24 protein-coding genes and 2 pseudogenes are annotated in these 26,915 nt (G+C 61.5%); 18 read left to right on the forward strand and 8 right to left on the reverse strand.

What is annotated here, in order from left to right; all coding sequences use genetic code 11:
* Positions 1–22 precede the first annotated feature (22 nt).
* Complete coding sequence (locus ACFPTO_RS15155) at positions 23–1,084, reverse strand: FAD:protein FMN transferase (RefSeq protein WP_377712329.1); 1,062 nt, start codon at positions 1,082–1,084, stop codon at positions 23–25.
* Between the two features lie 697 nt (positions 1,085–1,781).
* Here ACFPTO_RS15155 and nosZ point away from each other — a divergent pair.
* The 15 genes from nosZ to ACFPTO_RS15230 all read left to right on the forward strand — a co-directional run bounded on the left by nosZ (position 1,782) and on the right by ACFPTO_RS15230 (position 19,509).
* Positions 1,782–3,752 (forward strand): TAT-dependent nitrous-oxide reductase, encoded by a 1,971-nt coding sequence (nosZ, locus tag ACFPTO_RS15160; RefSeq protein WP_377712331.1) that lies wholly within the window; start codon positions 1,782–1,784, stop codon positions 3,750–3,752.
* A 99-nt stretch (positions 3,753–3,851) separates the two neighbouring features.
* On the forward strand, positions 3,852–5,099 hold the full coding sequence (locus ACFPTO_RS15165) for a nitrous oxide reductase family maturation protein NosD (RefSeq protein WP_377712333.1): 1,248 nt from the start codon (positions 3,852–3,854) through the stop codon (positions 5,097–5,099).
* 1 nt (position 5,100) lies between these two features.
* Positions 5,101–6,009, forward strand: coding sequence for an ABC transporter ATP-binding protein (locus ACFPTO_RS15170; protein ID WP_377712335.1), 909 nt, complete (start codon positions 5,101–5,103; stop codon positions 6,007–6,009).
* Positions 6,006–6,839, forward strand: coding sequence for an ABC transporter permease (locus ACFPTO_RS15175; RefSeq protein ID WP_377712337.1), 834 nt, complete (start codon positions 6,006–6,008; stop codon positions 6,837–6,839). The genes ACFPTO_RS15170 and ACFPTO_RS15175 overlap by 4 nt, the downstream gene beginning before the upstream one ends.
* Positions 6,836–7,360 (forward strand): nitrous oxide reductase accessory protein NosL, encoded by a 525-nt coding sequence (locus tag ACFPTO_RS15180; protein WP_377712339.1) that lies wholly within the window; start codon positions 6,836–6,838, stop codon positions 7,358–7,360. Before ACFPTO_RS15175 ends, ACFPTO_RS15180 begins: the two co-directional genes overlap by 4 nt.
* A gap of 10 nt (positions 7,361–7,370) precedes the next feature.
* A complete protein-coding gene (locus ACFPTO_RS15185; RefSeq protein ID WP_377712341.1) occupies positions 7,371–7,637 on the forward strand; it encodes a hypothetical protein in 267 nt (88 codons plus the stop codon).
* Positions 7,638–7,639: 2 nt separating this feature from the next.
* Positions 7,640–7,990, forward strand: a complete 351-nt coding sequence (locus tag ACFPTO_RS15190) for a toxin-antitoxin system TumE family protein (protein ID WP_377712343.1) — start codon at positions 7,640–7,642, stop codon at positions 7,988–7,990.
* 75 nt (positions 7,991–8,065) lie between these two features.
* Positions 8,066–8,557: a c-type cytochrome gene (locus ACFPTO_RS15195; RefSeq protein ID WP_293036409.1), complete on the forward strand. Its 492-nt coding sequence runs from the start codon at positions 8,066–8,068 to the stop codon at positions 8,555–8,557.
* Positions 8,558–8,656: 99 nt separating this feature from the next.
* Positions 8,657–10,789 carry a 4Fe-4S binding protein gene (locus ACFPTO_RS15200; RefSeq protein ID WP_377712345.1) on the forward strand — a complete coding sequence of 711 codons (2,133 nt, stop codon included), beginning with the start codon at positions 8,657–8,659 and terminating at the stop codon, positions 10,787–10,789.
* Between the two features lie 329 nt (positions 10,790–11,118).
* Positions 11,119–11,769 (forward strand): c-type cytochrome, encoded by a 651-nt coding sequence (locus tag ACFPTO_RS15205; protein ID WP_377712347.1) that lies wholly within the window; start codon positions 11,119–11,121, stop codon positions 11,767–11,769.
* Between the two features lie 244 nt (positions 11,770–12,013).
* Entirely contained in the window at positions 12,014–12,634 is a 621-nt protein-coding gene (gene petA / locus ACFPTO_RS15210) for a ubiquinol-cytochrome c reductase iron-sulfur subunit (protein WP_377712349.1), read from the forward strand.
* Positions 12,635–14,014 carry a cytochrome b gene (locus tag ACFPTO_RS15215; protein ID WP_377712351.1) on the forward strand — a complete coding sequence of 460 codons (1,380 nt, stop codon included), beginning with the start codon at positions 12,635–12,637 and terminating at the stop codon, positions 14,012–14,014. It begins immediately after the preceding gene.
* A gap of 21 nt (positions 14,015–14,035) precedes the next feature.
* A complete protein-coding gene (locus ACFPTO_RS15220; protein ID WP_377712353.1) occupies positions 14,036–14,800 on the forward strand; it encodes a cytochrome c1 in 765 nt (254 codons plus the stop codon).
* Positions 14,801–15,634: 834 nt separating this feature from the next.
* The gene (locus ACFPTO_RS15225; protein WP_377712355.1) at positions 15,635–17,440 is read left to right on the forward strand and encodes a methyl-accepting chemotaxis protein; all 1,806 of its coding nucleotides are present in this window, start codon (positions 15,635–15,637) and stop codon (positions 17,438–17,440) included.
* 86 nt (positions 17,441–17,526) lie between these two features.
* Positions 17,527–19,509, forward strand: coding sequence for a methyl-accepting chemotaxis protein (locus tag ACFPTO_RS15230; protein WP_377712357.1), 1,983 nt, complete (start codon positions 17,527–17,529; stop codon positions 19,507–19,509).
* Here ACFPTO_RS15230 and ACFPTO_RS15235 read toward each other — a convergent pair.
* Positions 19,449–19,952, reverse strand: a complete 504-nt coding sequence (locus ACFPTO_RS15235) for a hypothetical protein (protein WP_377712359.1) — start codon at positions 19,950–19,952, stop codon at positions 19,449–19,451. The two genes, ACFPTO_RS15230 and ACFPTO_RS15235, sit on opposite strands and share 61 nt — an antisense overlap.
* Before the next feature lie 17 nt (positions 19,953–19,969).
* On the opposite strand from ACFPTO_RS15235, the gene ACFPTO_RS15240 reads away from it, so the two are divergent.
* Positions 19,970–21,538 carry a methyl-accepting chemotaxis protein gene (locus ACFPTO_RS15240; protein WP_377712361.1) on the forward strand — a complete coding sequence of 523 codons (1,569 nt, stop codon included), beginning with the start codon at positions 19,970–19,972 and terminating at the stop codon, positions 21,536–21,538.
* Positions 21,539–21,678: 140 nt separating this feature from the next.
* Here ACFPTO_RS15240 and ACFPTO_RS15245 read toward each other — a convergent pair whose 3' ends face one another.
* Both ACFPTO_RS15245 and ACFPTO_RS15250 read right to left on the reverse strand, forming a co-directional pair.
* Positions 21,679–22,287, reverse strand: coding sequence for a Spy/CpxP family protein refolding chaperone (locus tag ACFPTO_RS15245; protein ID WP_377712363.1), 609 nt, complete (start codon positions 22,285–22,287; stop codon positions 21,679–21,681).
* A gap of 11 nt (positions 22,288–22,298) precedes the next feature.
* Positions 22,299–22,631 carry a hypothetical protein gene (locus ACFPTO_RS15250; protein ID WP_377712365.1) on the reverse strand — a complete coding sequence of 111 codons (333 nt, stop codon included), beginning with the start codon at positions 22,629–22,631 and terminating at the stop codon, positions 22,299–22,301.
* A gap of 122 nt (positions 22,632–22,753) precedes the next feature.
* Between ACFPTO_RS15250 and ACFPTO_RS15255 the strand changes: the two genes are divergently transcribed.
* Positions 22,754–23,128 carry a hypothetical protein gene (locus ACFPTO_RS15255; RefSeq protein ID WP_377712367.1) on the forward strand — a complete coding sequence of 125 codons (375 nt, stop codon included), beginning with the start codon at positions 22,754–22,756 and terminating at the stop codon, positions 23,126–23,128.
* A 725-nt stretch (positions 23,129–23,853) separates the two neighbouring features.
* Here the strand turns inward: ACFPTO_RS15255 and ACFPTO_RS15260 are convergent.
* A pseudogene (locus ACFPTO_RS15260) lies at positions 23,854–24,029 on the reverse strand (IS3-like element IS407 family transposase); the annotation flags it as partial.
* A 129-nt stretch (positions 24,030–24,158) separates the two neighbouring features.
* On the opposite strand from ACFPTO_RS15260, the pseudogene ACFPTO_RS15265 reads away from it, so the two are divergent.
* Positions 24,159–24,395: pseudogene (locus tag ACFPTO_RS15265) on the forward strand (hypothetical protein); the annotation flags it as partial.
* Positions 24,396–24,450: 55 nt separating this feature from the next.
* Here ACFPTO_RS15265 and rffA read toward each other — a convergent pair.
* The 3 genes from rffA to ACFPTO_RS15280 are packed head-to-tail and all read right to left on the reverse strand — an operon-like array spanning position 24,451 to position 26,914.
* Entirely contained in the window at positions 24,451–25,611 is a 1,161-nt protein-coding gene (gene rffA / locus ACFPTO_RS15270) for a dTDP-4-amino-4,6-dideoxygalactose transaminase (protein ID WP_377712369.1), read from the reverse strand.
* Positions 25,608–26,477, reverse strand: coding sequence for a class I SAM-dependent methyltransferase (locus tag ACFPTO_RS15275; RefSeq protein ID WP_377712370.1), 870 nt, complete (start codon positions 26,475–26,477; stop codon positions 25,608–25,610). Before ACFPTO_RS15275 ends, rffA begins: the two co-directional genes overlap by 4 nt.
* Positions 26,474–26,914 (reverse strand): GtrA family protein, encoded by a 441-nt coding sequence (locus ACFPTO_RS15280; RefSeq protein WP_377712371.1) that lies wholly within the window; start codon positions 26,912–26,914, stop codon positions 26,474–26,476. The genes ACFPTO_RS15275 and ACFPTO_RS15280 overlap by 4 nt, the downstream gene beginning before the upstream one ends.
* Position 26,915 lies beyond the last annotated feature (1 nt).

Genomic DNA, 26,915 nt, shown 5'->3' on the forward strand with positions numbered 1-26,915 from the left:
ATCGGATTGCTAATCAGGCCGCTTAGTGCAGGAGCGCGGGTTGCACGGACGGATCCGTGAAGCGTACGCGCGCCGCCATCGGCGCAGTCGCCCACACTTTCCCGTTGCTATCGACCATCAGCAGCGACTCGACGCCCGCCTTGCGGGCCATCGCCAGTGCTTGTGCGGGACCGGCGACGAACGGCGGCTTGCTCGCGCCATCGGACAGCGCGCCCGCGTGCGGCCCGGGTTTCACGAGCACGGTGACCGACTCGCTGACTTCGACAGGAAACCCGGTGCGCGGATCAATAATGTGGCAATACCGCACGCCTTTGGACTGATAGAAGCGTTCGTAGTCGCCGCTCGTGCCGATCGCTTCGCCGTCGTGCAGTTCGAGCGTTGCGAGCGCACCGGGTTTGCGCGGATCCTGGATGCCGACTTGCCAGGGCATGCCGCCCTTGCTGCCGATCGCGAGCAGGTTGCCGCCGACGTCGATCAGCGCGTTTTCGACACCGCGCTGCTTCAGGATGGCCGCCGCTTCGTCGAGCGACCAGCCCTTCGCATAGCCGCCGAGATCGAGCGAAACCGCGCGGTTCGTGCTCGTGACGACGCCCGATGGCGAGATCGTGAGGTCCGCGATACGCGGGCGCAGCGCCGCTTCGCGCAGCACCGCGTCGCGCGGCGGCGGCTTCACGTCGAACTGGTCGGCCTGAAAGCCCCACAGCCGGATGAGTCTGCCGATGCCGGGCTCGAAGAGGCCGTCGCTTTCGATCGACAGCTGCTGCGCCGCGCGCAGGATCTGCGCAAGCTCGGGCGACGCCTGGAACGGCTCGCCGGCCGCGATGCTCTGATTCAGGCGCGTGACTTCGGACGGCTGCCACGCGTGCAGCTCGCGGTGCATCGACTGGAAATGGGAAAACACGGCGTCCGCGTCCTGCTGCGCGTCTTTGAGCGGCACACCGTAAAGCACCAGTTGCACGCGGGTGCCGAACACGTAAGTGCCCTGAACGTACACCTCGGGGGATCTGAGCGTGAGCCACAGCCCGACTGCAATGGCGGCGGCGAGCACCAGCACGATACCCGCGGCCTTTCTGAAATTAGACAATTTTCTGGTACTCAATCAGCTTCAAATCAGAGTGGCCTGCCGATCAGGTGCACACCGGTCGATGAAGGAACATACATAAAAAAATCATGTTTTGAGGTTATCTGTATATCTGATATCCATCAACGAGGCGGGGAGCCGCAGTGCGACATTTGGACTGCGTCAGACCGCCGCATTCGGGGTTTGAGTTTCGTTGCGACATTTTGCCCAAATACCTGAATCAATGGCTTATCGGGCGGGAGCGTATTGCTGCGGCAATTTGCCGGGAGTTGTCACACGAAATAAAGCGTAAAACGCATCTGCAACAACGTGCTTTGCCTGGCCTTATCCGGCGGCCGTTGTCGTAAGTGGTTGTCGTAAGTGGTTATAAACAGTTGGCAAGGCGCAGATCAACGTCATCCCGTTCACCAGTTTGTGCAAAAAGGCCCCTATGTTATGCTTTTTTATGCGTAATAAGGCTGGCTGGCGGGTAGACCACCCAACTACGCGGACTGAACCTTTCAGTTCAATTACAAAGAAGGACGAGGCTAAAACTTCATACACGTGACGAAGGGTTGTTATCCGGAGTCATTTTCGGGGTCTGCAGCCGTGGTTTTAACGCGCGACATTGTGCCGCATTGCGGTCACGGTCCCGGAGCGTATTGCGTTATTCCCCTCCAGCGCAAGAAACCCAGTGGTTGCCTGGCGTTGAAACGAATCGATGAGTGAGATTGTCATGACGAATGCAAAAGGAAAAACTGAAGAAACCGTAGTCCCGGGCCGTCGCCGCTTCCTGGCGTCGTCCGCTGTGGCGGGTCTCGCGGGTGCGAGCCTGTCGCTGGGTCTGGCTGGTTGCAACAAGGGCAGCAGCGATGCAGCCCCCGCGGCAGGCGCCGCGAGCGCGGCAAGCGGCGCGGATCCGCAGGCGAACATCAAGTGGGATAAGTATGAAGTGCATCCCGGCAAGCTCGACACGTACTACAGTTTCTCGAGCGGCGGTCACTCGGGCGACCTGCGCATTCACGGCCTCCCGTCCGGCCGTGAAATCCGTCGCGTTCCGGTCTTCAACGTCGACTGCATGTCGGGTTGGGGCATCACGAACGAATCGCGCGCGATCATCGGCACGAAGCCGAATGGCCAGCTGAACTACAACACCGGCGATACTCACCACGTCCACCTGTCGTACACGGACGGCGTCTACGACGGCAAGCACCTTTTCGTCAACGACAAGCTCAATGGCCGTATTGCGCGCGTGAAGCTCGACACGATGGAGTGCGATGCCATCACGCAACTGCCGAACGTGCAGGGCTTCCACGGCATTTTCCCGGACAAGCGCGACCCGGTCGACGAGAAGATCAACTACACGACGCGCGTGTTCTGCGGTAGCGAATTCCATATTCCGCATCCGAACGACGGCCGCGACATCAACGATCCGTCGAAGTACTCCTGCCTGTTCACCTGCGTGGACGCAGTCACGATGCAGCCGCGCTACCAGGTCAAGATCGACGGCAACATGGACCTCGTCGCGACCTCGTACGACGGCAAGCTCGCGTGCTCGAACCAGTACAACACCGAGAACGGCGTTCACTACGAAGAGATGATGTCGGCCGAGCGCGACTCGTGCATCTTCTTCAACGTTGCGCGTATCGAAGAAGCGGTCAAGGCCGGCAAGTTCACCCACATCGGCGATTCGAAGGTGCCGGTTGTCGACGGCACGAAGGCCAGCAACACCGACCCGAAGACGGCGCTCGTCGTGTACGTGCCGGTTCCGAAGAATCCGCACGGCGTGAACGCCTCGCCGGACGGCAAGTACTATGCGTGCTCGGGCAAGCTGTCGCCGACCGCCACCCTGATCGAGCACGATCTGGTGCTGAAGTGGTTCGACGGTGGTCTTAAGGATCCGCGCGACACGGTTGTCGCCGAGCCGGAAATCGGCCTCGGGCCGCTCCACACGGGCTTCGACGGCAAGGGCTTCATCTACACGACGCTCTTCCTCGACAGCCAGATCGTCAAGTGGGACCTCGAAGCCGCGAAGAAGGCGTACCAGGGCGACAAGAACGCGAAGGTCGTGGTCGACCGCATCGACGTTCACTATCAGCCGGGTCACGGCTTCACGTCGATGGGCGAAACGGCTCAGCCGGACGGCCAGTACTTCATCTCGGACAACAAGTTCTCGAAGGACCGCTACCTGCCCGTCGGCCCGCTGCACCCGGACAGCTCGCAGTTGATCGACATCAGCGGCGAAAAGATGCTGCTCGTCGCCGATCACCCGCTCTATCCGGAGCCGCATGACTCGATCGTGGTTCGCCGCGACATCATCAAGACCCGGCAGATCTATGACCTGAACGAATTCCCGCTCGCGACGAAGAGCGTGAAGGACAACCGCGTCGAGCGTAACGGCAAGAAGGTCACGGTCCACCTGACGTCGCAAGCGCCGGCGTACGGTCTGCGTGAATGGACGGTGAAGAAGGGCGACGAAGTCACGATCATTCTCACGAACCTGGACAAGGTCGAAGATCTGACGCACGGCTTCGGTATCCCGAATTACAATATCAGCTTTGTCGTACACCCGCAGCAGACTCAGTCTGTCACCTTCATTGCTGACAAGCCGGGTGTGTTCTGGTGTTACTGCTTGAACTTCTGCCACGCACTGCACCTTGAGATGCGTTCGCGGATGCTCGTCGAAGCGTAAGCGCGCCTGAGTACGCACCGCGCGGGGCTGCAGGTTTTTCCACCCCGCGCGGATCATGCTGCCTGCGATCCGTATAAACCCTGAAGTCAGAAGTCGAGCATGTTGAAGTTCCCACTTGCTGCGGTGCCGATCACAGCGTTGCTGCTGATGCGTGCCGTGGCTGCCGCTACGCTCACGGTTCATCCTGGAGAGCGAATCGGGGCAGCCGTCGACACGGCGCAGCCCGGGGATACGGTCGTCATTTACGGCGGCCACTATGCCGAAAACCTCCGCATCACCAAGCGCCTCACGTTGCGCGGAATCGATCGACCGGTGGTCGACGGCAACTACGTGGGTGACGTTATCCGCGTCGCCGCGCCCGATGTGACGATCGACGGCCTCGACGTCGTCAACAGCGGCGCCGATCTCACCGCGCAGAACGCGGGGATCTACGTGCAACCCGGCGCGGACCGCGCCGCCATCAGCCATTGCCAGCTCGCCTACAACCTGTTCGGGATGTGGCTCGAGGGTTCGGCTGACCTGCGAATTTTCAATAACGTGATCGTCGGCAAGCGCGACCTGCTGTCGCCGAATCGCGGCAACGGCATCCAGCTGTACAACACGACGGGCGCGCAGATCGTCGGCAACACGATCAGCTACTCCCGCGACGGCATTTATGTCGACGTGTCGCACCATGCCCTCTTTAAGGGCAACACGATTCATAACGTGCGCTACGGTACGCACTATATGAACTCGTATTTCAACACGTGGGATGGCAACGACGTCTTCCACAACCGCGGCGGCCTCGCGATCATGGAGGCGCGCAACCAGACCGTGAGAAACAACCGGGTCTGGGGCAACAGCGGTCACGGGATCATGCTGCGCACGGTCCAGGATTCAGTGGTCGAGAACAACGTCGTGGCGGGCAACCAGAACGGTTTCTTCATCTACGACGCGGAGTACAACAAGATCCACGGCAATCTCGTGGTGGGCAACGAGGTTGGCGTGCATCTGTGGGGCGGTTCGGTCAGGAACCAGGTGAGCGGCAACGATTTCATCCAGAACCGCCAGCAAATCCGCTACGTCGCCGCGTATGACGTGGCATGGCCCGGTAACTACTGGAGCAACTATTACGGTTGGGACAAGCGCGGCCGGGGCATCGGCGATATCCCGTACAAGTCGAACGACCTCGTCGACCGGCTCACGTGGCGTATCCCGGCGGTGAAGGTGCTGATGAACAGTCCCGCCGTGCAGTCGCTGAAGTTGATCGCACAACAATTTCCGCTGATGACGGTACCGAGCGTCGTGGACGACGCTCCGCGGATGCAGCCGGCGCATACCGGCTGGTCGCAGTGGATGGGGAAGTAGCATGATTGAACTTAAAGCCGTCGCGAAATCGTTTGGCTCGCTGCGCGCAGTCGACGGTGTAGACCTGCACGTCCGCAAGGGCGAACTGTTCGGCCTCATCGGCCGCAACGGCGCGGGCAAGAGCACGCTGTTCCAGCTCATGCTCGGCCTTCTCGTGGCCGACGCAGGGCACGTGCACGTCGACGGCGGGCCCGTCGCCGGTGCGCGCTTTCGCGCCGTCAAGCGCATGCTCGGCTATCTGCCCGAGAACGTGGTGCTGTACGACAACCTGTCCGGGCTCGAGACGCTGCGTTTTTTCGCACGCCTCAAGGGCGTCGGCATGGCGCAGTGCGAGCCGCTCCTCGAACAGGTCGGGTTGAGCCACGCGTCCGGGCGCAAGGTGCGCGAGTACTCGAAAGGGATGAAGCAGCGTCTTGGCTTCGCGCAGGCGCTGCTGGGCGATCCGCAGCTCCTCTTTCTCGATGAGCCGACCAACGGCCTCGACCCCGAAGGCATTCGCGAGTTTTATCAGATCCTGAAGACGCGCCAGCAGGCCGGCACGACGATCGTCATCACGTCGCACATCCTTGCCGAAATCCAGCAGCGCGTCGATCGCCTCGCGATCCTGCGCAGCGGCCGGATTCAGGCGGTGGGCAGCGTGCAGGCGCTGCGCGCCGAAATGAATCTGCCGCTGTCCTTCGAAATCGTCGCGAAGGGGGACGACACGCAGGCAATCGAAGCGGCGCTGCGTCGCGCGCCGTTCGGCGAGCTGACGATTAACGCTCGCAGCATTGCGTTCTCTTGCCCGCGCGACGCGAAGATGAGCGCAATTGGCGCGCTGGCGCCGCTGTCCGACCGGATCGCCGATCTGCAAATTCATGAACCGTCGCTTGAAGACGTGTTTCTCGGCTACACCGGGGTGAACGCATGAGCCTGTCCAACTTTCCGCACTGGGCGCAAATCCGCGTGATCGCCGGCAAGGAGTTCCACGACCGCATCCGCAATCGCTGGGTGCTCGCCGTGTCGATCGTCTTCGCAGCGTTCACGCTCGCCCTTTCGTACTTCGGCGCTGCCGCGCAAGGCGCGGTCGGCTTTCAGGGCATCGAGCCGCTGATTGCAAGCCTCGTCAGTCTCACGATTTATCTGCTGCCGCTGATCGCGCTGATTCTCGGCTTCGATGCGCTCGTGGGCGAGCGCGAGCGCGGCACGCTGAATCTGCTGCTGTCGTATCCGATCAACCGCGTCGAGCTGCTGCTCGGCAAGTACGTGGGCCTCGCCGCCGCGCTGACCTGCGCGACGCTCGCGGGCTTCGGCGTCGCGGGCGTGGCGATCGTGCTGCGCGCGCCCAACGCCGACTGGTATCAGTACGTGGGCTTCGTCATTAGCGCGGTGCTGCTCGGCTGGGTGTTCCTGAGTCTTGCCGTGTCCGCCTCGGTCTTTTGCGCGAGCCGTACCTCGGCGAGCGGTGTTGCGATTGCGTTGTGGTTCTTCTTCGTGCTGGTCTACGACCTGCTGCTGCTGGGTGCGCTCGTGCTCACCGGCGGCGCGGCGCTCGGCCCGATGTTCCCGCTGTTGCTGATGCTCAATCCGGCCGATATTTTCCGGATTCTGAACATCTTCGGACCGGGCGACCTGCACACGATGTTCGGCTTGATCAGCGTCTTTCCCGCTACGCTCGCGGAGCCGTTCTTTCTCGGCCCGGTGATGCTCCTGTGGATCGTTGCGCCGCTCGGCCTTGCAGCATGGAGATTCAATCGATGAACCGCACTCTCACCACACTTCTCCGGACGACGGTTGCCGCATTTGCGCTCGTACTCGTCGCCGCATGCCAGAACAGTTCGGGCGTGCCGCCGGCGCCGCACGAAGTCACCGATTCGACCATCAGCGTGCTCGACGGGATGAGCCTGAAGGACTATCCGGGTCCGAAGGCACAGATTATTTACGCGGACGGCCACACGGATTTCTTCTGCGACACGCTGGGACTTTTCTCGGTGTATCTGCGCCCGGAAACCGACCGCAAGGTTGGCGCGATGTACGTGCAGGACATGGCGGTTGCCGACTGGCAGCATCCGGCCGGGCACTGGATCGATGCGAAGCAGGCGTTCTACGTGGTCGGCTCTAAAAAGCTTGGCGCGATGGGCCAGACATTCGCGTCGTTCGCGAAGGAAGGTGACGCCGCACAGTTCGTCAAGGAACAGGGCGGCAAGCTGTATCACTTCGAACAGATCACGATCGACATGGCATCGTTCGATGGCGGCGTGTCTAAAGACGAAAGCATGTAAGGGAGCTGAGATGTCTAATTTTTTCCATAATGTGCCTTCCGAGGCCGCAGTGCAGATGAACGCACTAAGCCGTCTGATTTACGATTTGCGCGAAGATCGCAAGCTCCTGCTTAAACAATACGACGCAGCCGACGAAGCGGAACTGCTCGCCAAAATCACGTCGGGTGAAGTTGCAGAACACCCGGCCTACGATCACTACCTCGGCGCAAAGATGCTTGCAGACACGCGCGAAACCATTCGGGAACAGCTGCGCGAGCTGCTGGCAACGGGACTCTGATCATGCTGCATATCGAATTGAAGGAACAGATCGAAGCGACCTTCGACAACACGCAGGTCGTGTCGGTCACGCTGTGCCGTGACGCGCTCGAAGTGAAACTCGCCAACGGCGTCGAGATGGTGCTGCGGGTCGTGAGCCCGACCGAATACGCCATGAACTGGCTCTGGGGCGACGCGGCGCAGATGAGCATCGACACCGCGCCGGTGCACAAGTCGCTGAAGACTTTTCCGAACCATTTCCACACCGTCGACGGCAAGGTCGTCGACGATCCGGTCACCGAGATCGGCGCCGAACCGTGGCGCAACGTTCGCACGCTGATCGAACGGTTGCTCGCGCAACCTTTGCTGGGCTAGATGCCTTCGTTTGCGCCTCGCCCCCGAGGGCGCGCAAGCGGACGCATCCTGAAGATTTTTAACGAGGAAGGACCCATGAAGACCCGTAACTTGATGCTTGTTGGACTTGGATTCGCACTGACCCTCGGCCTCTCGGCCTGCGGCAAGAGTGATGATGCTTCGCAATCGGCCAGCGCTGCTTCGGCAGCGGTTGCACCTGTCGCGTCCGTCGCGGTCGAGGCGTCCGCGCCGGCCGCAGCGCCCGCAGCAGCAGCCGCCAGCGACGCAGCACCCGCTGCAGCTGTGGCAACCGCCGCAGCCGGTGGCGACAACTCGGCGGTTGGCGAGAAGACGTTCAAGGGCACCTGCTTTATGTGCCACCAGACCGGCGCTGCCGGCGCACCGATGTTCGGCAACAAGGCCGACTGGGCACCGCGTATCGCGAAGGGCAAGGACACGCTGTACAAGCACGCGCTGGAAGGCTTCACCGGCAACAACGGCACGATGCCCGCGCACGGCGGCAACCCGAGCCTGAAGGACGACGAAGTCAAGGCAGCCGTCGACTACATGGTTGCGAAGGCACAGTAACACCGGCCACAACACCGCGCTTTCTGCCCACGGGCCGGCGCGCGGTGTTGCGTTCGTAAATGGAGGTGTTCCGACACCGGCTGTCTCTAAGTGGCAAAAATGAAAGTATTGCTCCGGATCATGCTGTTAGTACTGCTCCTCGTAGCGGCCCGCCCGGGTTTCGCTTCGACTTACGAGCAGGAGTTGCCAGACCAGTTGTTCAGTCAGCCCGAGATGTGCAAATGGACCGACTGCGCCGGCGTATTGCCGGGTGCGAACGAGTTCTCGGCACGCAAGGGTAACCCGCCGTATGTGGAGGGTTGGGCGAACGATGGCCATACGCGTGTGCTCAAGGGCTACGTGTTCCTGTCGACCGACATCGTCGACATCATGGGCTACTCGGGCAAGCCGATCGTGACGCTGATCGGCATGGACACGAAAGGCGTGATCGCGGGCGTACGTGTGCTCCAGCACAGCGAGCCGATTCTGCTCGCCGGGATTCCCGAGGGCAAGCTGCTCGATTTTCTGCATCAGTACGTCGGCAAGTTCGCCGGCGGCCGTTTCGAAATCGGGCATGGCGAAGGCGGCGCTCCGGGGCTTGACGCCATCTCGGGCGCAACCGTGACGGCCATTGCCGAAAACCAGCTGATCGCGCGCACCGCGGTCGCGATCGCAAGCCAGGTCGGCATCGTCAAGAAAACGGTCCTTCCGCAAGCGAAGCTGGTGCAGTCGGATACGATTTATAGCTGGAACGATCTCGTCGACATGGGCGCGGTCCAGCATCTGGAAGTGCATGCGAAAGACGTCGGCGAGGCGGATATCGGCCGCCCGTACCTCGATCTGTACTTCGGATATCTGAATTCGCCGTCGATCGGCAAGAGCGTGCTCGGCGCGTACGATTACGCGCAGATCATGAGCCGGCTCAAGCCCGGCGAGCATGCCATTTTCGTCGTCGCGAACGGCACCGAATCGTTCAAGGGTTCGGGCTTCGTGCGCGGCGGCATCTTTGACCGCATCCAGGTCCGCCAGGGCATCAACGCATACACGTTCAAGGACTCCGACTTCCTGAACCTCTACTCGCTGGAAGCGAAGGGTGCGCCGTCGTTCAACGAAACCGGCATCTTCATCCTGCGCGGCCCCAGCTTCAGCGCGGCCTATCCGTGGAAATTCGTGTTCCTCGGCCACAAGGTCGACAAGGAAACGGGCGCGAAGTCGTTCTCCGCGTTCAACACGCCGTACTGGCTCCCGGCCCGCTTCCTCGAAGGCGGCCGTCCGCACGTCGAAGAGGAAAAACCGGCCTGGTACAACGCATGGCACGGCAAGACGGTCGAGATCGGCTTCTTCGCGGCCTGGGCGCTGGCCGTCATCGGCTTCTTCATCACGCGCGACCGCTGGGTGCGCAAGGCGAAGCGCGTCGACAAGCGCTGGGTTTCGTGGCCGAAGTACGCGAGCTGGATGATCGCCATCGTCTTCGCGGGCTGGCATGAAATGGCGCAGCCGTCGATCACGCAGGTGCTCACGTTCGTCCATTCGCTGTTCGGCGGCTGGAATATCGGGCTCTTCCTGTCCGATCCGTTCATCTTCATGTTCTGGATCGTGATCGCCGTCACCGTGCTGGTGTGGGGGCGCGGTCTCTTCTGCGGCTGGATGTGTCCGTTCGGCTCGCTGTCCGAGTTGCTCTTCAAGATTGCGGCCGCAACGGGTCTGAAAAAACTGCAACGCAAGTTGCCGATGAAATGGCACAATCGCCTGCGCAAGCTGAAGTACGTCGTGTTCGCCGTGCTGCTCGTCGTGTCGGTCTTCTCGATGCCGTGGGCCGAAAAGCTCGCCGAAGTCGAGCCGTTCAAGACGACGTTCCTCGTCGGCGTGCTCAACCGCTCGTGGCCGTTCGTGCTGTTCTGGACGGTCGTGATCGGCGCGTCGATCTTCGTCGAGCGGCCGTTCTGCAAGTATCTGTGCCCGCTCGGTTCGAGCCTCGCGCTGCCGGGTTTCCTGCGGTTCCTGCAGCTGCGCCGCAAGCCTGAGTGCACGTCGTGCCACGCATGCGCGGTTGGCTGCGGTTCGCAGGCGATCGACGAGAAAGGCAAGATCGACCAGATGGAGTGCATGCTCTGTCTCGACTGTATGGTGTTGTATTACGACGAGCATGTTTGCCCGCCGCTGTCGAAAGAAAGAAAACGCCGTGAGCGCGAAGGCCTTCCGCTCACGCCGGTGGCAGGCAACGGGCATTACATTCCGATCAAGAAGATCTGATCGACCTGTATGATCGAGGTTCGAGGCGGCGCACGAAGGTACGTCGCCTCGCTTGCTGTCTGGACCACGTTACCCTATTCGTAAGCTCCGGGCAAGGCATGACGCGGCGCGATTGGCAAGTACGGGCATGTGGATATATTTGTAATTCACTTTCGCGCGCAACCTTCGCGAACAGCTTGCTATCGGTCAACCGTTCTACCTCAAGGTTTTTTTAAAATACGCATTGCATTGGTGTCTTTTAGGGACAGCACGAGCGCTTCTGTGGCAGTACGGTCGTCGTCGTGTTTTGCAATACCTCTAACTCCCACAGAATGAAACGGGGCGAGCGAATGAATCGGATGTGCAAGATCTGGATGATGTTTCAAGTGATGGCAGGCCTTTCGGGCGGTGCAGTTCTCGCACACGCAGCAGATCTGGCCAAACCCGACGCGAGCCGTGGGCAGCAAGTCGTATCGACGGTTTGCGTGGCGTGCCACGGCGCGGACGGCAACAGCGCGAGCGAGTTGTATCCGAAGCTCGCAGGTCAGCAGGCCGAGTACATCGCGAAGCAACTCAAGGATTTCAAGCCGCAAGCCAGCGGGCAAGCCGCGCGCGTCAATCCGATCATGGCGGGCATGGCAGGCGGACTGACCGATCAGCAGATCGCCGACATCGCCGCGTACCTCTCGTCCCAGACGATGAAGCCGGGCGCCGCGCATAACGCGGATACGGTCGCGCTTGGACAGAAGATCTACCGCGGCGGCATTGCGGAGAAGGGCGTGCCGGCGTGTGCAGGCTGCCACGGACCGGCAGGTCAGGGCATTCCCGCGCAGTATCCGCGCCTGTCGGGTCAGTGGGCCGCGTATACCGCGAATCAGCTGGGCGCGTTCACCCAGGGTGCGGGCGCGCGCAACAACAGCGAGCCGATGCATGCGATTGCATCGCGTCTCTCGGACAACGAGATCAAGGCGGTGGCCGACTACATCTCGGGACTGCACTAAGGATCTCCGGCTAGCCCAGACAAACCATCGATACGGCGCGACGGCCGCGACGAAGGGGCGACACGCTCCTGCGTCGTGCCGGTTCGCGTGACGCACGATGCCCGCATTACGGCATTACGTGCGCCTCCAGCACGAAAACTGGTAGCGCTTCGAAGGTTTGTCGCGCGGTGTCGCGCCAGGCACGCGAACGCGCATTCGGCAAAAGCGGCTGAAGGAAACATTCAATTTTGAAGTGGGGGTTGTAATGAAAAACCAGGAAGATGATCACGTCGACGGCAGCCGCCGTACATGGCTGGTTGCGGCGACCGTGGTGGGCGGCGTTGGCGGGGTGGCGACCGTTGTGCCCTTCGTCAGCTCGTTCGCGCCTTCGGAGAGAGCCAAAGCGGCAGGCGCTCCGGTGGAAGTCGATATCAGCAACTTGAAGCCCGGTGAAATGATGACCGTGGCATGGCGCGGCAAGCCGGTGTGGATTTTCAACCGCACCGACGAGCAGCTCGCCGACGTCAAGAAGGCCAACAACGACGTTGCCGATCCGAACACCGCGAAGCCTTTCTCGATGCCGGATCCGGACTACTGCAAGAACGAATTCCGCTCGCGTCCCGAGCGCAAGAACATTCTCGTCGCCGTTGGCGTGTGCACGCATCTGGGCTGTACGCCGACGCCGCGCTTTCAGGAGGGTGCACAGCCCAACCTGCCGGACGACTGGCCCGGCGGTTTCCTGTGCCCGTGCCACGGCTCGACTTACGACCTGGCAGGCCGCGTGTTCAAGAACAAACCCGCGCCGCAGAATCTGGATATTCCGCGCCATATGTTCGCGTCCGAGCACCGGCTCGTGATCGGCAAGGACGAAAAGGGAGAAGCGTAAATGGCGACCGAAAAGACCGTGGAGACGACAGGCCTTGTCGGCTGGATCGACAGGCGGTTTCCGCTCACCGCGATGTGGCGCGACCATCTCTCCGAATACTACGCGCCGAAGAACTTCAACGTCTGGTACTTCTTCGGCTCGCTCGCGCTGCTGGTGCTGGTGAACCAGATCGTCACGGGCATCTTCCTGACGATGAACTACAAGCCCGATGCGACGCTCGCGTTCGCCTCGGTCGAGTACATCATGCGCGAAGTGCCGTGGGGCTGGCTGATCCGCTACATGCACTCGACCGGCGCGTCGATGTTCTTCGTGGTGGTGTATCTGCACATGTTCCGCGGGCTGCTGTACGGCTCGTATCGCAAGCCGCGCGAACTCGTGTGGATCTTCGGCTGCGCGATTTTCCTGTGCCTGATGGCCGAGGCATTCTTCGGCTACCTGCTTCCCTGGGGGCAGATGTCGTACTGGGGCGCACAGGTGATCGTGAACCTGTTCTCGGCGATTCCGTTCGTCGGCCCGGATCTGTCGCTGTGGATCCGCGGCGACTACGTGGTCTCCGACGTCACGCTGAACCGCTTCTTCGCCTTCCACGTGATCGCGATTCCGCTCGTGCTGGTGGGGCTCGTGGTTGCTCACGTCATCGCGCTGCACGAAGTGGGCTCGAACAACCCGGACGGTATCGAGATCAAGGCGAAGAAGAACGAGAAGGGTATTCCGCTCGACGGCATTCCGTTCCATCCGTACTACTCGGTGCATGACTTCCTCGGCGTTTGCATTTTCCTGATGGTCTTTGCAGCGATCGTGTTCTTCCTGCCGGAGATGGGCGGTTACTTCCTCGAAGCGAACAACTTCATCCCCGCGAACCCGCTGCAGACGCCGCCTGAAATCGCGCCGGTCTGGTACTTCACCGCGTTCTACGCGATGCTGCGCGCCACGACCGATCCGTTCAAGCTCGTGCTGATGATCGTGATCGCGCTGCTCGGCGTGCTCGCGCTCGTGCGCGCACGCGGCAAGTGGAAGCTGGCCCTGCCGGGTCTCGCCATCCTCGTGGTCCTCGCGATGTACTTCACGCAGTCGAAGTTCTGGGGCGTCGTGGTGATGGGTTCGGCCGTGGTGTCGCTGTTCTTCCTGCCGTGGCTCGATCAAAGCCCGGTGAAGTCGATTCGCTATCGTCCGTTCTTCCACAAGGTCTTCTACGCGATTTTCGTGGTGGTGTTCCTGACGCTCGGGTACCTCGGCACGCGTCCGCCGGCGCCTGTCGCGACGCTGATCGCCCAGGTTTGCGCGCTGATCTACTTCGCCTTTTTCCTTGGCATGCCGTACTGGACGCGGCGTGGCACGTTCAAGCAGCCGCCTGAGCGTGTGAACTTCAAGGCCCATTAATTGAGCGAGGAGAACGTAAAGATGAAAAAACTGCTTACGAGGCTGGCGCGCGCGGGCGCGGCGTCGGTCGCCCTCGCATTCGCGCTTGGCAGCGCACCGGTCCACGCGGAAGAAGGCTTTCCGCTCGACCGTGCGCCCGAGGCCGCCAATCTGGCTTCCTTGCAGCATGGCGCGCAATTGTTCGTCAACTACTGCCTGAACTGCCACAGTGCGAGCCTGATGCGTTATAGCCGCCTGCAGGCTATCGGCATTCCGAACAAGACGATCGAAGACAATCTGCTGTTCACGACCGACAAGGTCGGCAACACGATGACTGTCGCGATTCGCCCGGACGATGCGAAGGCATGGTTCGGCGCGCAACCGCCCGATTTGTCGGTGGAAGTGCGCGCACGCGGCCGCGACTGGCTGTACACGTATCTGCGCAGCTTCTATCGCGACGAGTCGCGTCCGACCGGCTGGAACAACATGGTCTACCCGAACGTGGGCATGCCTCACGTGCTGTGGCAGCTGCAGGGCCAGCGCACGGCGAAGTTCGAGGACGTGGTCGACGCGAAGACGGGTGAGAAGAGCCACAACTTCGTGGGCTTCGAGCAAGTGACGCCCGGCACGCTGTCGCCGGTTCAGTACGATGCGGCGGTGGGCGATATCGTGGCCTACCTGTCGTGGATGTCCGAGCCGGAGCAGCAAACGCGCAAGCGCGTCGGCGTCTGGGTGCTGTTGTTCCTCGCCGGTTTGACGCTTGTCGCCTGGCGCCTGAACGCAGCCTACTGGAAAGACGTGAAGTAACGCTGCAGTAAACGGGGTGGAGCCGGTACGCGTACCGGCTCCACCTTCTACCGGGTGCCGTGGCGTTCGCCATCCATCGCCACCCATCGCCATCAGTAGCACCCGTCATCGCGCGACGACGCACCTTGCGTCGCGAATCGGCCGGACATCGCCGCCACGGCTGACGATCGAATCGATACAGCGCTGAACCCGTCCAGAATCCCCGAAGTTTCGAAGCGCCGGTCTAGCGCCTTTCGCAGTCCTTTCCACACCGTAATCGACCGTTCGTTCTAATCCCGCTTCTGCCTCGCATCCGGCTTTCAGGCTGGTTCGCCGACGTTCGGCAGCTATTTTTCCAGTGCATTTCTATTGCGGCGTTTTTCGCACGCCCAGTTTCGCGTGGCGGGACTCAAGCAATCCTCAATGATCGAATTATGCGGATCCGCACTGCGCAGGCAGTGCGGCCGTGTTGCGCCATGGGTAAGTTGCCGCGCCGACCTTAAGTTTCAAGCCTTGCGACCGTTATACAAAAGGGGCGTCATTCGGGCGACCATGTTGCGTGCGTGTACAACCGGCAATTGAGCGTAATGACATGACCGGGTTGCGCCCGAAAGTGCACAACAGCCGTGTCACCCCGCAGTAATAATTCGCATTTCCAGGCGATGCGCTGCGAATTCAAGAACAAACGTTTGCAGTCGGCAGGCCGATACAGCCAGATGCAGCCGATGAATTGGTGCGACGACGATAAGCCGGGCCGCAGAGCCAGTCGCACCGAGGGTGTGGTCCTCAAGGAGAACCGTACCCGGCATTCGGACGCAAGTTTATTGATTAGAAAGTCTCGTGGGGGGTAAGTAAATGGGCTTTAGCTTGAACAGCGTGCGCATTGGTGCACGGCTAGGCGCCGGTTTCGGAATACTGCTGGTGTTGTTGTGCGCAGTCGGCGGTTTTGCGACGTTCGAGGCGTCGCGCATCAACGCGAGCACGGTCGATATCGCAGACAACTGGCTGGTAGGCGTGCGGACTCTCGCTCAGGCACGTATGGCGGGGAATGCCGTGCGGCACTCGACCCTGGATTCCGTGCTCGAAAGTCAGGCCGACAAAAAAGTGGCGCGGCGTACGGCACACGACGAGGCGCTGAAGCAGTTCGACACCGCAATGAACGCGTATGAAAAGACCGTTCGCGGCGGGGAAGAGGGGCAACTGACGCAGCAGATCAAGTCGGCCTGGAACGACTATCTGGCACTCGACAAGCAGGTGCTCGACCAGTCGGAGGCGAATAACGATGCGGCCGCGCGAAGTCTGTCCGTCGGTGCATCGGAAAACGCGTTTCAGGCCGTGACGGAAGCCTTCAAGGCCGATATCGCGTTTCAAAAGAAAGGTTCCGATGCTGCCCGCGACGATGCTGCTTCCACCTATCGCACTTCGCTCGAAGCGACTGTCACGCTAATTGCCATTGCCGTGGTGTTCGGCATTTTCATGGCCATTCTCATCACGCGCTCGATTACGAATCCGCTGCAGACTGCTGTCACGATTGCGCAAACGGTTGCCAATGGAGACCTGACCTCGCGCATCGAAATCAGCGGACGCGACGAGACATCGCTGTTGCTTCGTGCCCTGCGCACGATGAACACGAATCTCGCCAATCTCATCGCCTCGGTGCGCAACAGCAGTGAAAGCATCGCGACCGGGGCGGCGGAAATCGCCACGGGAAATACCGATCTTTCCTCGCGCACGGAGGAACAGGCTGCATCGCTCCAGGAAACGGCGTCGAGCATGGAGGAATTGACGGCGACCGTTCGTCAGAACACCGAAAGTGCGAAGCAGGGCAATATGCTGGCCGCGAACGCGTCCGAAGTCGCGGTGCGCGGCGGCGACATCGTGGGGCGCGTGGTCGAGACGATGCACGACATTTCGGATAGCTCGGCGCGGGTGGCCGAAATTATCGGCACGATCGAAGGCATTGCTTTCCAGACCAATATCCTCGCGCTCAATGCCGCCGTTGAAGCTGCGCGAGCGGGTGAGCAGGGCCGTGGTTTTGCCGTGGTGGCGGGCGAAGTCCGTACGCTTGCGCAACGCTCCGCCGTTGCGGCGAAAGAGATCAAGGAACTGATTCACGCATCGGTCGAACGGGTCGATGCGGGAACGGCTCAGGTGGACGAGGCGGGACGCACCATCACGGATGTCGTGTCGGCCGTGCGCCGCGTCACGGATCTGATGGGCGAGATTTCAGCCGCTTCTCACGAGCAGCATACGGGCATCGAGCAGGTCAGCCAGGCCGTCGTGCAGATGGATCAGGTGACGCAGCAGAACGCGGCGCTGGTGGAGCAGGCGTCGGCAGCGGCGCAGTCGCTGGCCGAGCAGGCTGGGGGTTTGCGCGACGCGGTTTCCGCATTCAAGGTCGCGGATTCGCAGATTGCAGGCCGCAACGTTGCTGGCACAACAACTCATCGCACAAGCGGCTCATCGGCCAAAGCGACGATCGGCGCTGCACCGCGCGCTGCTGCGAAACCGGTCGCGAAGAATGCTGTCGGGAAGAGCGTGGCGGAGCAGCCCATGGAAGCGCTTCCGGTTGCACAGATCTCCCGGCCCGGCAGTACACCCGGTAGTACACCTGCTAACAAGCTCGATAACAACCAGACGGACGATTGGGAGACGTTCTGACGACGGTCCCATTGAGCTTGAGCAGAAAGTAAAAGCTCGATTTGCCGCCCATCCGCTGGGCGGCCATTTATTTGAAAGCACGAACCATGAAGACGCTACTCGCCCGGATCGGGCTACCTGCAAAATTCGGCATTCTCGCGGCGCTGGCGCTCAGCATGGTCGCGATTCCAACCGCGCTCTTCATTTACAGCGCGGACATCGGCGGCACCAATGCGGCCATCGACCTCAAGCATCGCGAGGCTGGCGGCATTCCTGTCGAGCGTGCCCTGCTGCACGCGGTGCAACTGACGCAGAAGCATCGTGGCCTGTCGAGTATCGCGCTTGCGAGCACGGATGCAGGCGTGGCGGAACAATTGCACGCGAATACCAGCGAGGCCGATGCCGCCTACAGCGAAGTGACCAGCCGGCTGCAAGGGATGAATGCAAGCGGCCCCGCGCTCGCGCAATGGAACAGCGTGATGCAGGCCTGGCAATCGTTGCGCGACAAGGTCGGCAACCATCAGATCGATCCTGAGGGAAGCGTGGTCGGTCATGGGAATCTGATTGCGCAGCTTTTGAAGGTCAACGGGTTGCTTCTCGATGAGTCGGGTCTCGCCGTCGATCACGATATCGACAGCTACCGGATGATTCTGAGCGCACTCGTGGACGTACCGGCGCTGACCGAGGAACTGGGGAAGACGCGCGCAAAGGGGGCGAAGATTCTGGCGCAGGGCACAGCCTCGCCTGCCGACATCGTGGAGATGACGAATCTCGTGAATCGCTCCAACGAGCGCTCGGACGCGGTCAAGTACGATCTGGACACGATGATGCGGGAGAATCCGAAGCTCGGTGCGTCGCTGAGTGCGCCGCTTGCGCAGGCACAGCGGCTTTCGGAGACGGCGCTGGACGCGGCGCAGCAGCGCATTATCCATGCGTCGACATTGGACCTGCCCGCGAAGGAGTATTACGGCGCGTTCACCCGTGCCATCGATGAAGACTTCAAGGTCGATGGCGCCCAGATCGGCACATTGGAAGACCTGCTGAACACGCAGGCGTCGAACATGCGCTTCTCGCAGGAAGCACAGGAAGCCGCGCTGGGCGTTCTCGTGATTCTGATTGCCGTCGCAACGTTTCTCGCGATTGCGATTGTCCGGTCGGTGGCCGGTCCGATTGCGAGCGCGGTGACATTCGCAAAAAACGTGGCGCAGGGCGACCTGACCGGACACATTACGGTGGTCGGCACCAACGAGAGTGCACAGCTTCTGCTTTCGCTGAACGATATGTCCGGCAACCTGCGCCGCCTCGTCGGTCATGTGCGGACGAGCGCCGATTCGATTGCCGCGGCCGCCCGGCAGATTGCTGCGGGAAACAGCGACCTGTCACAGCGCACGACGCAACAGGCCGCGTCGCTGGAAGAAACGGCGGCGAGCATGGAGCAACTGGCCACGACCGTCAATCAGAACGCGCAGCGCGCGAGCGACGCGAGCCAATCGGCGCAGGGCGCTTCGGACGTTTCGCGCGAAGGCGGCATGGCAGTCGATTCGATGATCGACATGATGGAGAAGATCATCGCCAGCACCCAGAAGATCAGCGAGATCATCGGCGTGATCGACGGCATTGCTTTCCAGACCAATATCCTCGCGCTCAATGCCGCAGTCGAGGCTGCGAGAGCCGGCGAGCAGGGCCGCGGATTCGCGGTGGTCGCGAGCGAAGTGCGTGCGCTCGCTCAACGCAGCGCCGTGGCGGCCAAGGAAATCAAAACGCTGATCGAAAACACGGTCCAGACCATCCGCACCAGCTCCGACACGGTGAATACCGCAGGCGAGGCCGTCAAGCGCGCGGTGGGCACCATCGGGAATGTGTCGACCATTGTCGGCGAGATCGCCGTGGCATCGGTCGAGCAGGGTAAGGGCATCGACCAGGTGAATATCGCCGTGTCGCAGATGGACAAGGTCACGCATCAGAATGCCGCGCTGGTCGAAGAGGCGATGGCTGCGTCCACCTTGCTCGCCGATCGGGCCGGGGAACTTCAGACTGCGGTATCGGTATTCGTCGTCAGCGGCGGCAAATCGGCGTTTGCAGCAGCCTGATCGTCATCGGCATGCGTCGACCCGCGAGGGTCGACCTGCGGCGGGTCGGGTTCGTCTTTCGGGAAGAAGACGAACGCCCGCCGTGTTTGGATCCAGAAGAAACACGCGGCCACCCGGATTGTCCTCGATCGTGACGGGTAACCCCCTTTTGTGAAATTTATCTGTTTAATCAGATCTTTTTGCGCTCCAGATAATGCTGCGCAATTTTGTCCGTGTTCTCGGCAAACGCTGAAAATATTTCTCGTGAATTGATTCGTTCTCGCAAACGTTGACGTAAAAGCGAAATTGATTTTCGTCAGTTTGATTAAAAGAGGATGCTGTAGACTCAGGATCGAGAATACTTGTGTTCGCTTTTGATGGCCGTGGCGCGCCAATGCGCCGGACAAGCCCGGGCGCAAGGCTGGCGGGGCTGCTTCCGTACCGGAGCGGAGAATCCAGAACATCGATAAAGATTAAAACCATGCGTATTAATCAGCCGGTCACGAATCACGAGTATGTGTTGCCGCAGGACGATATCATCATTACTCGCACGGACCTGAAGGGCAGAATCGAATACGCGAATGACGCATTTCTTCGCGCCTGCGGGTTCTCTCGCGAAGAGGTGATCGGCAAGGCACAGAATATCGTCCGGCACCCCGATATGCCGCCGTGCGCGTTTGAAGATCTGTGGGCGACGATCAAGCGCGGCCGTCCGTGGACCGGCGTCGTCAAGAACTGGCGCAAGGACGGCGGATTCTACTGGGTACGCGCCAATATCACGCCCTCGGTGCGCAATGGCCAGGTCACCGGATACATCTCCGTTCGCACGCGTCCGACCGAAGCGGAGATTGCGTTATCCGAGCTCCTGTACGAAGACCTCAAGCGTGAGCACGGGGGCAAGTGGCGACTGAAAGGCGGGCGCGCTATCCGCAAGGGCATTCGCGGCATTCCGCAGCGCGTGCTCAATCTTCCGGCCAGTGGGCGCCTCACCGCACTGATGGCGCTTCAGGCAGTGATGATCCTGCTGGTGCCGATCAGCACGGCATCCGGGCTTCTCGCGCATACGGTGGGCGTGCAGCTTGGATGGTCGATTGCCATTGCAGCCGCGTTGTTGTGCGGGGTGATGGCCGTCTACTTGTCCCGCAATATTTTCGCGCCGCTTGCCGAGATGAATGCAAGCGCACTCAAGGTTCTCGCGGGCGATCTGCATCATCGTTTTCTGGAGCGGGGCGACACGAACACGCAGCGTCTCGGGCGCGTGCTGAACCAGATGAACGGCAAGTACATCGGCGTATTGATGGACACGCGCGTATCGATCGACAGAGTGCGCGGCGCCTCTTCGGGGCTCGCCACCGGGAATGCCAATCTGTCAGCGCGCACGGAGCAGCAGGCAAGCGCAATCGAACAGACCACCGCAACGCTGAGTCAGATCACCGATACGGCGAAGCACAACGCCGAATCGGCGAAACAGGCCAGCTCCGAAGGTGAGCGCACGGCTGAGGCAGCCTCGGCTGCCGCCGAGGCCGTCCGCCGTTCGGCGCGGCTCACGGACGAACTGGCCGGTCACTCGCGGCGGATTTCGGAAATCACATCCACCATTGACGGCATCGCGTTTCAGACGAACCTGCTGGCCTTGAATGCAGCAGTTGAAGCTGCGCGCGCCGGGCAGAACGGACGCGGATTTGCCGTGGTCGCGAACGAGGTGCGTACGCTCGCGAAGCAGTCGGAGGCTGCGGCGCGCGAAATCAAATCGCTGATCGACAACTCGCTCGAACTGATGACGGCAAGCGCCCAGGCTGCGGCCAGCGCCGGGGGCGACATGGGCAAGGTCGAGCAATCCATTGCGGGCCTCACGCGCACCATTTCAGATATTGCGCGCGCAAGCAGTGGACAAAGCGTCGAGATCGGCGAGTCGCAGATTGCCGTGGAGCAGCTTGCCCAGATCACCCAGATGAACGCGGCGCTCGTCGAGGAATCGACTGCTGCGTCGGCCGCGCTCAACCAGCAGGCCCAGGCGCTTGAAGACGCCGTGAATGTGCTGATGGCGTGACGAGGCGAGTTGCGTCGATAAAACGGCTATGTGTGGATGCCGGGGCAGTGGGCCGTCGTCGCGCGTCGAGATCGTCGCCGCGCGCCGGACGCCACGGTACGGCGTGCGACTGCACAAGCTGCCGTCGGTCCCGAGCCGGATCAGTTCGATGCCGGAGCCGGGGCCGAAGCCGCGCCGGACGATGCCGCTGGTTTGCGCCCGGAATGGCTCATATGCGAGCGCGCACGCTGGTTGCGGAACAACTCGTCGGCAATCGCCTTTTGATCGTCGGACAGCGCGGCGTACAGCGTACTGAACGCGGTCGCGAGTTTCTGCATGTTATCGGCATGCAGCTGAGCGAGCGATGCATAGGATTTCATTGCGTCGTCGGCGTTCAGCGAATGAAGTTTTTGCGCGCGATCCCGTATCGCCGAATCGGTGCTCCTGGCGTTGTCGCGCATGACCTGTGCATATGCATCCCACTGCTGCGACTGCTGAGCGGTGATCTTCAATTCGGCATGGAGCCGGTCGATCCGTTGCTCCACGAAATCGGCATGTTTCTGCGCTCGATTTGCAGCCACGGACGATGCCGCGTCCGGACTGCTCGTCACCGCTGTTTGCGCCCACGCGGAAGCGGTGCACAAGCCAAGGACGAACAAGGCGGGAACAACAGTGTTACGAACCGTTTTTTTCATGGTCGGAAGCTCTCTGATAGACGGGCTGCAGAACTGCGCGTCGCCCCGGCATTGCGTGCGTGGGCGTTGCGCCATGGCACGCCAGCTTAGTAGCCGGGAGGGTAGTTGTTCGGATAGTAGTAGGCGCCTGGAGGAGGTGGCGGCGGGGGCGCGGAATAGACATCGGCGGGCGGCGCCTGCGTTGCGTTCGAAATGACCGCGCCAGCGACCGCGCCAAGGAGCGCACCCACAACCAGGCCGCCGACCAGGCCGTTGTCGCCGTGTCCGCCGCCGTCATGTCCACCGCGATAGCCGCCATGTCCGCCACGATAACCGCCACCGCGATACTCGGGTCGGCCGTGACCGCCGTAATCGCGTCGGTCGTGCTGTGCTTGCGCGGGTAGTGCCGATGTCGCTGCAACGATGGCGACGATCGTCATCGCAGACCACCGGCGTAGAGAAATACGGGAAATCTGGATCATCGATTCAAGATTCCTGGCGTTGGATGAAATCAAATGATACGACGGACTGAAGCTGATGCGTTGTCAAACGATTTGCGCTTGTGCCAGCCGCTTTTCAGTTTCCCAAGCTGACCGATCCCGTGCCCGATTGCGTCGATGAGTCTGAACTGGCCGTGCAGACCGCCGAACAGGTTTCCCGGCAGCGAGCTTTCTTTTATCCAGCGAATCCGCTCAAGCGCGCAACGCCGCAGGCGCCCGGAATGTCCGGCCGGGCATCCGACCCTTCGGATCGGGAATTTCCCTGGCGCGGCTACGGCTATCGCGGCGCGTTGCAGCCTGCGTCGCAGGCTTCAATGGCTGGCTTGAATAGCGCGCCGATTGTCGGGGCTGGCCTGCCGGGCGGCGTGTTTTTATTATTTAACTCTATGTTTCAAATGAGAAAAATAATAAATGCGGCTGCTTTTGCGAGTGCCTGAAGTTCCAGATCAAGTGAATGGAGTTCCAGATTGGGTGAATCTCAACCATCCCTGTCGAGATTCATTTAAGTTTGAACTGTTCATGACCCTAGCGTAAGGCTTCCGGCCCTGGTTGCTCAGCTAGGCTTGAATGTGCGATTCACTTAACTTTGAACTATCCCGAGTTTGGTTCACTCAACTTTGAACTTTCTGTGTGAGGTGGATTTTGCTCTGGCGAACCCCGGTGTGTCGGGCTTCAGACGGCGATGGGACGAAATGATAATCGGCGTTTTGGTCGCAGGTAGAAGGGTAGGGAAGAGTCGTGACCGCGCGACGGCCCCGTATCGAAAGTGCGGACGCGCCCGACTGGAGGGTGCTTTTGCGGAATGTGTGCTCATGAGCGGCACAGGAAAGGCTGATCCTGAAGCCGTCCGGCTGGAACCGGCCAGTCGCAGTGGTTCGTAAGAGTCCGTCCACGGTCATCGGAAAGTCTGCGTCACCTCGAAACCAGGCGGAGCATCGAGACTCGTGGTCGCAAAGTGGAACCAGGCCGAATTTGCACGTGACTTGGATCAAACTAAACGGTGAGCTTCCCCCTTCGATAGGGCCTTCGCGTTCCACAGGGCGTGCAGTCGGCGGTAGCCGAATCGACGACGTTCGTGCGTCAACTCCACCGGACGCGCCGCTAGCACCTCGATCTCGTGGCCCGGCTTCGCGTCGTAATGCAACACGCTGCGAGAAGGTCAGACAAGCCGGCAGGCGCGGCGCTCAGAGATGTTGACCTTCTCCCGAATCGCCGCCACTGCTTCGTGCTTGGCTTGCGGCCTCAGTGCTTTCCCTTGACGACGACCTTCAACGCTTCCATATCGAGCATTGCTTCGGCCAGCAGCTTCTTCCGCCGGGCATTCTCCACCTCCGTCGCCGGGCCGCGCGTGACGGCCGCCGCGCTGATCCGCCCGCGCAACTATTTCCGCTTCGTGACGAGTGCGGTGATCGCTGCACCCGTCATTCCCGGCGTCCGCGATGTCGCTGCTCGACGGCTGATCGCGCGGTGCATTTCAGCGGTCATCCGGGGCTGGAGATCGGGCGCGAGGCGCTGGTGTCGTGTCTGCTGCTCGCGCGGTGCGGGCATCTCGTGAAGATGCCGTCTTATTTGCCGGCGTGGTCGAAAATTTTCAACGCCGATCTACCGGTCTCGCTCGCCGCGCCGCCGTGCCCCGATGCGTTCTGGTTTCCCGACAGCCAGATTTGGATCGCGCAGGAACAGGCAATGGGCGGCAAGGCGGCCTGGCGCGAGCGGGCTCTGCGCGCGCGATGCATCACGCCGACGCGCTCAGGCCGCGTCACGCGTTGCCCGCTTGCGCGCCCACACGAAGCGCGCGCTTGAGCACGTCCACCACTTCCTCCTGATTCGCGCGCGTGAGCCCGACCCACAGCGGCAGGCGGATCAGCCGGCCGGCGAGGGCGTCGGTGACGTCGAGCTCACCCGCCGCTCTGCCGACGGCCATGCCCGCGCGCGACGAATGCAACGGAATATAGTGGAACACCGCGCCGATGCCCGCCTGCTTCAACGTATCCAGCACGACCTGCCGATTCACGTGCGGCGCGACGAGGATGTAGTACATGTGCGCGTTGTGCACGCAGTGCTCGGGAATGACCGGCCTGCGGAGCCAGCAATCGGTTTCGAGGTCGGCGAGCAGCGCATGATAGTGACGCCAGCTCGCGAGCCGCTCATCGGTGATGCGCCCGGCCTGTTCCAGTTGCGCCCACAAAAAAGCGGCGATCAGCTCGCCGGGCAGAAACGACGAGCCGATGTCCTGCCACGTGTACTTGTCCACTTCGCCGCGAAAATAGCGGCTCCGGTCGGTGCCTTTCTCGCGGATGATCTCCGCCTGCGCGGCGAACCCGGGCGCATTCACGAGCAGCGCGCCGCCTTCGCCGGAAATGACGTTCTTCGTTTCGTGAAAGCTGTACGCGCCGAGATCGCCGATACTGCCGAGCGCGCGGCCCTTGTACGTCGAGGTCACGCCCTGCGCGGCATCTTCGATCACGAGCAGACCGTGCCGCTTCGCAATGTCTGTGATGGCGTCCATCTCGCACGACACGCCCGCGTAATGCACGGGCACGATCGCGCGGGTCTTCGGCGTGATCGCGGCCTCGATGCGGGTTTCGTCGAGATTGAGCGTGTCCGGGCGAATGTCGACGAACACCGGCACGCCGCCGCGCAACGCGAACGCATTGGCCGTCGACACGAACGTGTAGGACGGCATGATGATTTCGTCACCAGGCTTGATCGCGGCGAGCAGCGCTGTCATTTCGAGCGCGGCGGTGCACGAGTGCGTGAGCAGCGCGCGGCGCGCGCCCGTGTGCTGTTCGAGCCACGCGTGGCAGCGCTTGGTGAACATGCCGTCGCCGGCCAGATGCAGATTGCCATGCGCCTCGGCGATATAGCCGAGTTCCTGGCCGGTCATGTACGGCTTGTTGAACGGAATATGAATCGTCATAATTTTCTTGCGATTACGAGTCGGGAGCCGCCCATGGCAAAGTTGAAACCTGCACGGATCAGCCGTATTTCGACGGCCAGTATTTTTTCGAAGAGTCGATTCAGCCATGGCGGCATGCTCAGTTCTGCGCCCTCGTCCGCAGCCTGCTCCTTGCCTTTTTTCGCCAGACGCGCCGCCATCATGGCGGGCAGTAAAAACGAAACGAACGATGTGCTGCGCACGATCTCGAAGCCCGCGTCGCGCAGCTTCGTGTGCAGATCGCTCGCGGCGTAGCGGCGCACATGACACGCGTATTCATCGGTTGCGCTCCAGAGCCATGCATGCTGCGGCACCGTGAGCAGCAGCGTGCCGCGCGGCGCGAGCGCATTGCGCGCTTGCTGCAGAACGAGGTCATCTTCCTTGATGTGCTCCAGCACGTCGAACATGCCGATTGCATCGAACTCTTCGACGAAGGGGATATCGCGCGCATCCATTTGTATGAAGCGCGCGGCGCTTTGCCGTGAAGCCGCAAAAGCGAGCCCCGCCGAGAAGATTTCGCTGCCGGACAGATTCGCGCGCGGAAACGCCTGCGCGATCGCAGCGAGCACATAACCCGTGCCGCAGCCGACTTCGAGAAACGAAGCGAAGCCAGGACAGTATCGGCGCAGCGACCAGATGATGAGCCGATTTCGCGCGCGGAACCAGAAGCTGTCCGATTCGAGCGCGGCGAGTTCGGCGAAATGTGTGGCGCGGAAGCCTTCGCTGGCGTCGCTCAAGGCGGGCGCGTAGGCGGGAAGCGCGTCGCGCGTGGGCGGCGTCCAGTGGCAACGCGTGCAGGCGTCGGACGCCGCCGGAAAGAGATGCTGGCAGGCGAGGCATCGTTTCATCGGTGCTTCTCCTGCATGGTGGCGGGCTGCATGAAAACGAGCAGCTTGAGCGTGACGAACAGAAAGGCCGCCACCACGAACACGGCGATGAACTGAATCACGCGCGGCGAGTAATGCAGGTAATCGACGAACACCAGCAAAAGGCCCAGATTGAGCAGATAGCCGAGCGCATACGCGCTCCCGTATCGCAGGCCCGGCCCCAGCACGTTGCCGCGATCCTTGAAGGTCCAGTTGCGATTCGCCCAGAAGCTGGACGCGATACCGGCAATATACAAAAGCGTCATCGTCAGTTTCGGCTCCGCGCCGTGCGTGGTCGCGAGCACGAAGATCAGATAGCCGGCGAGGTTGATCGTCACGCCGACCAGACCGTAACGAAGCAGTTGTCCGAACGCGTTGCGCAAGCCGTGGGTCATCGGAGTCTTTGAGTTGGCTGGCATC

This window comes from Paraburkholderia denitrificans, from assembly GCF_042655705.1.
Lineage (GTDB): Bacteria > Pseudomonadota > Gammaproteobacteria > Burkholderiales > Burkholderiaceae > Paraburkholderia > Paraburkholderia denitrificans.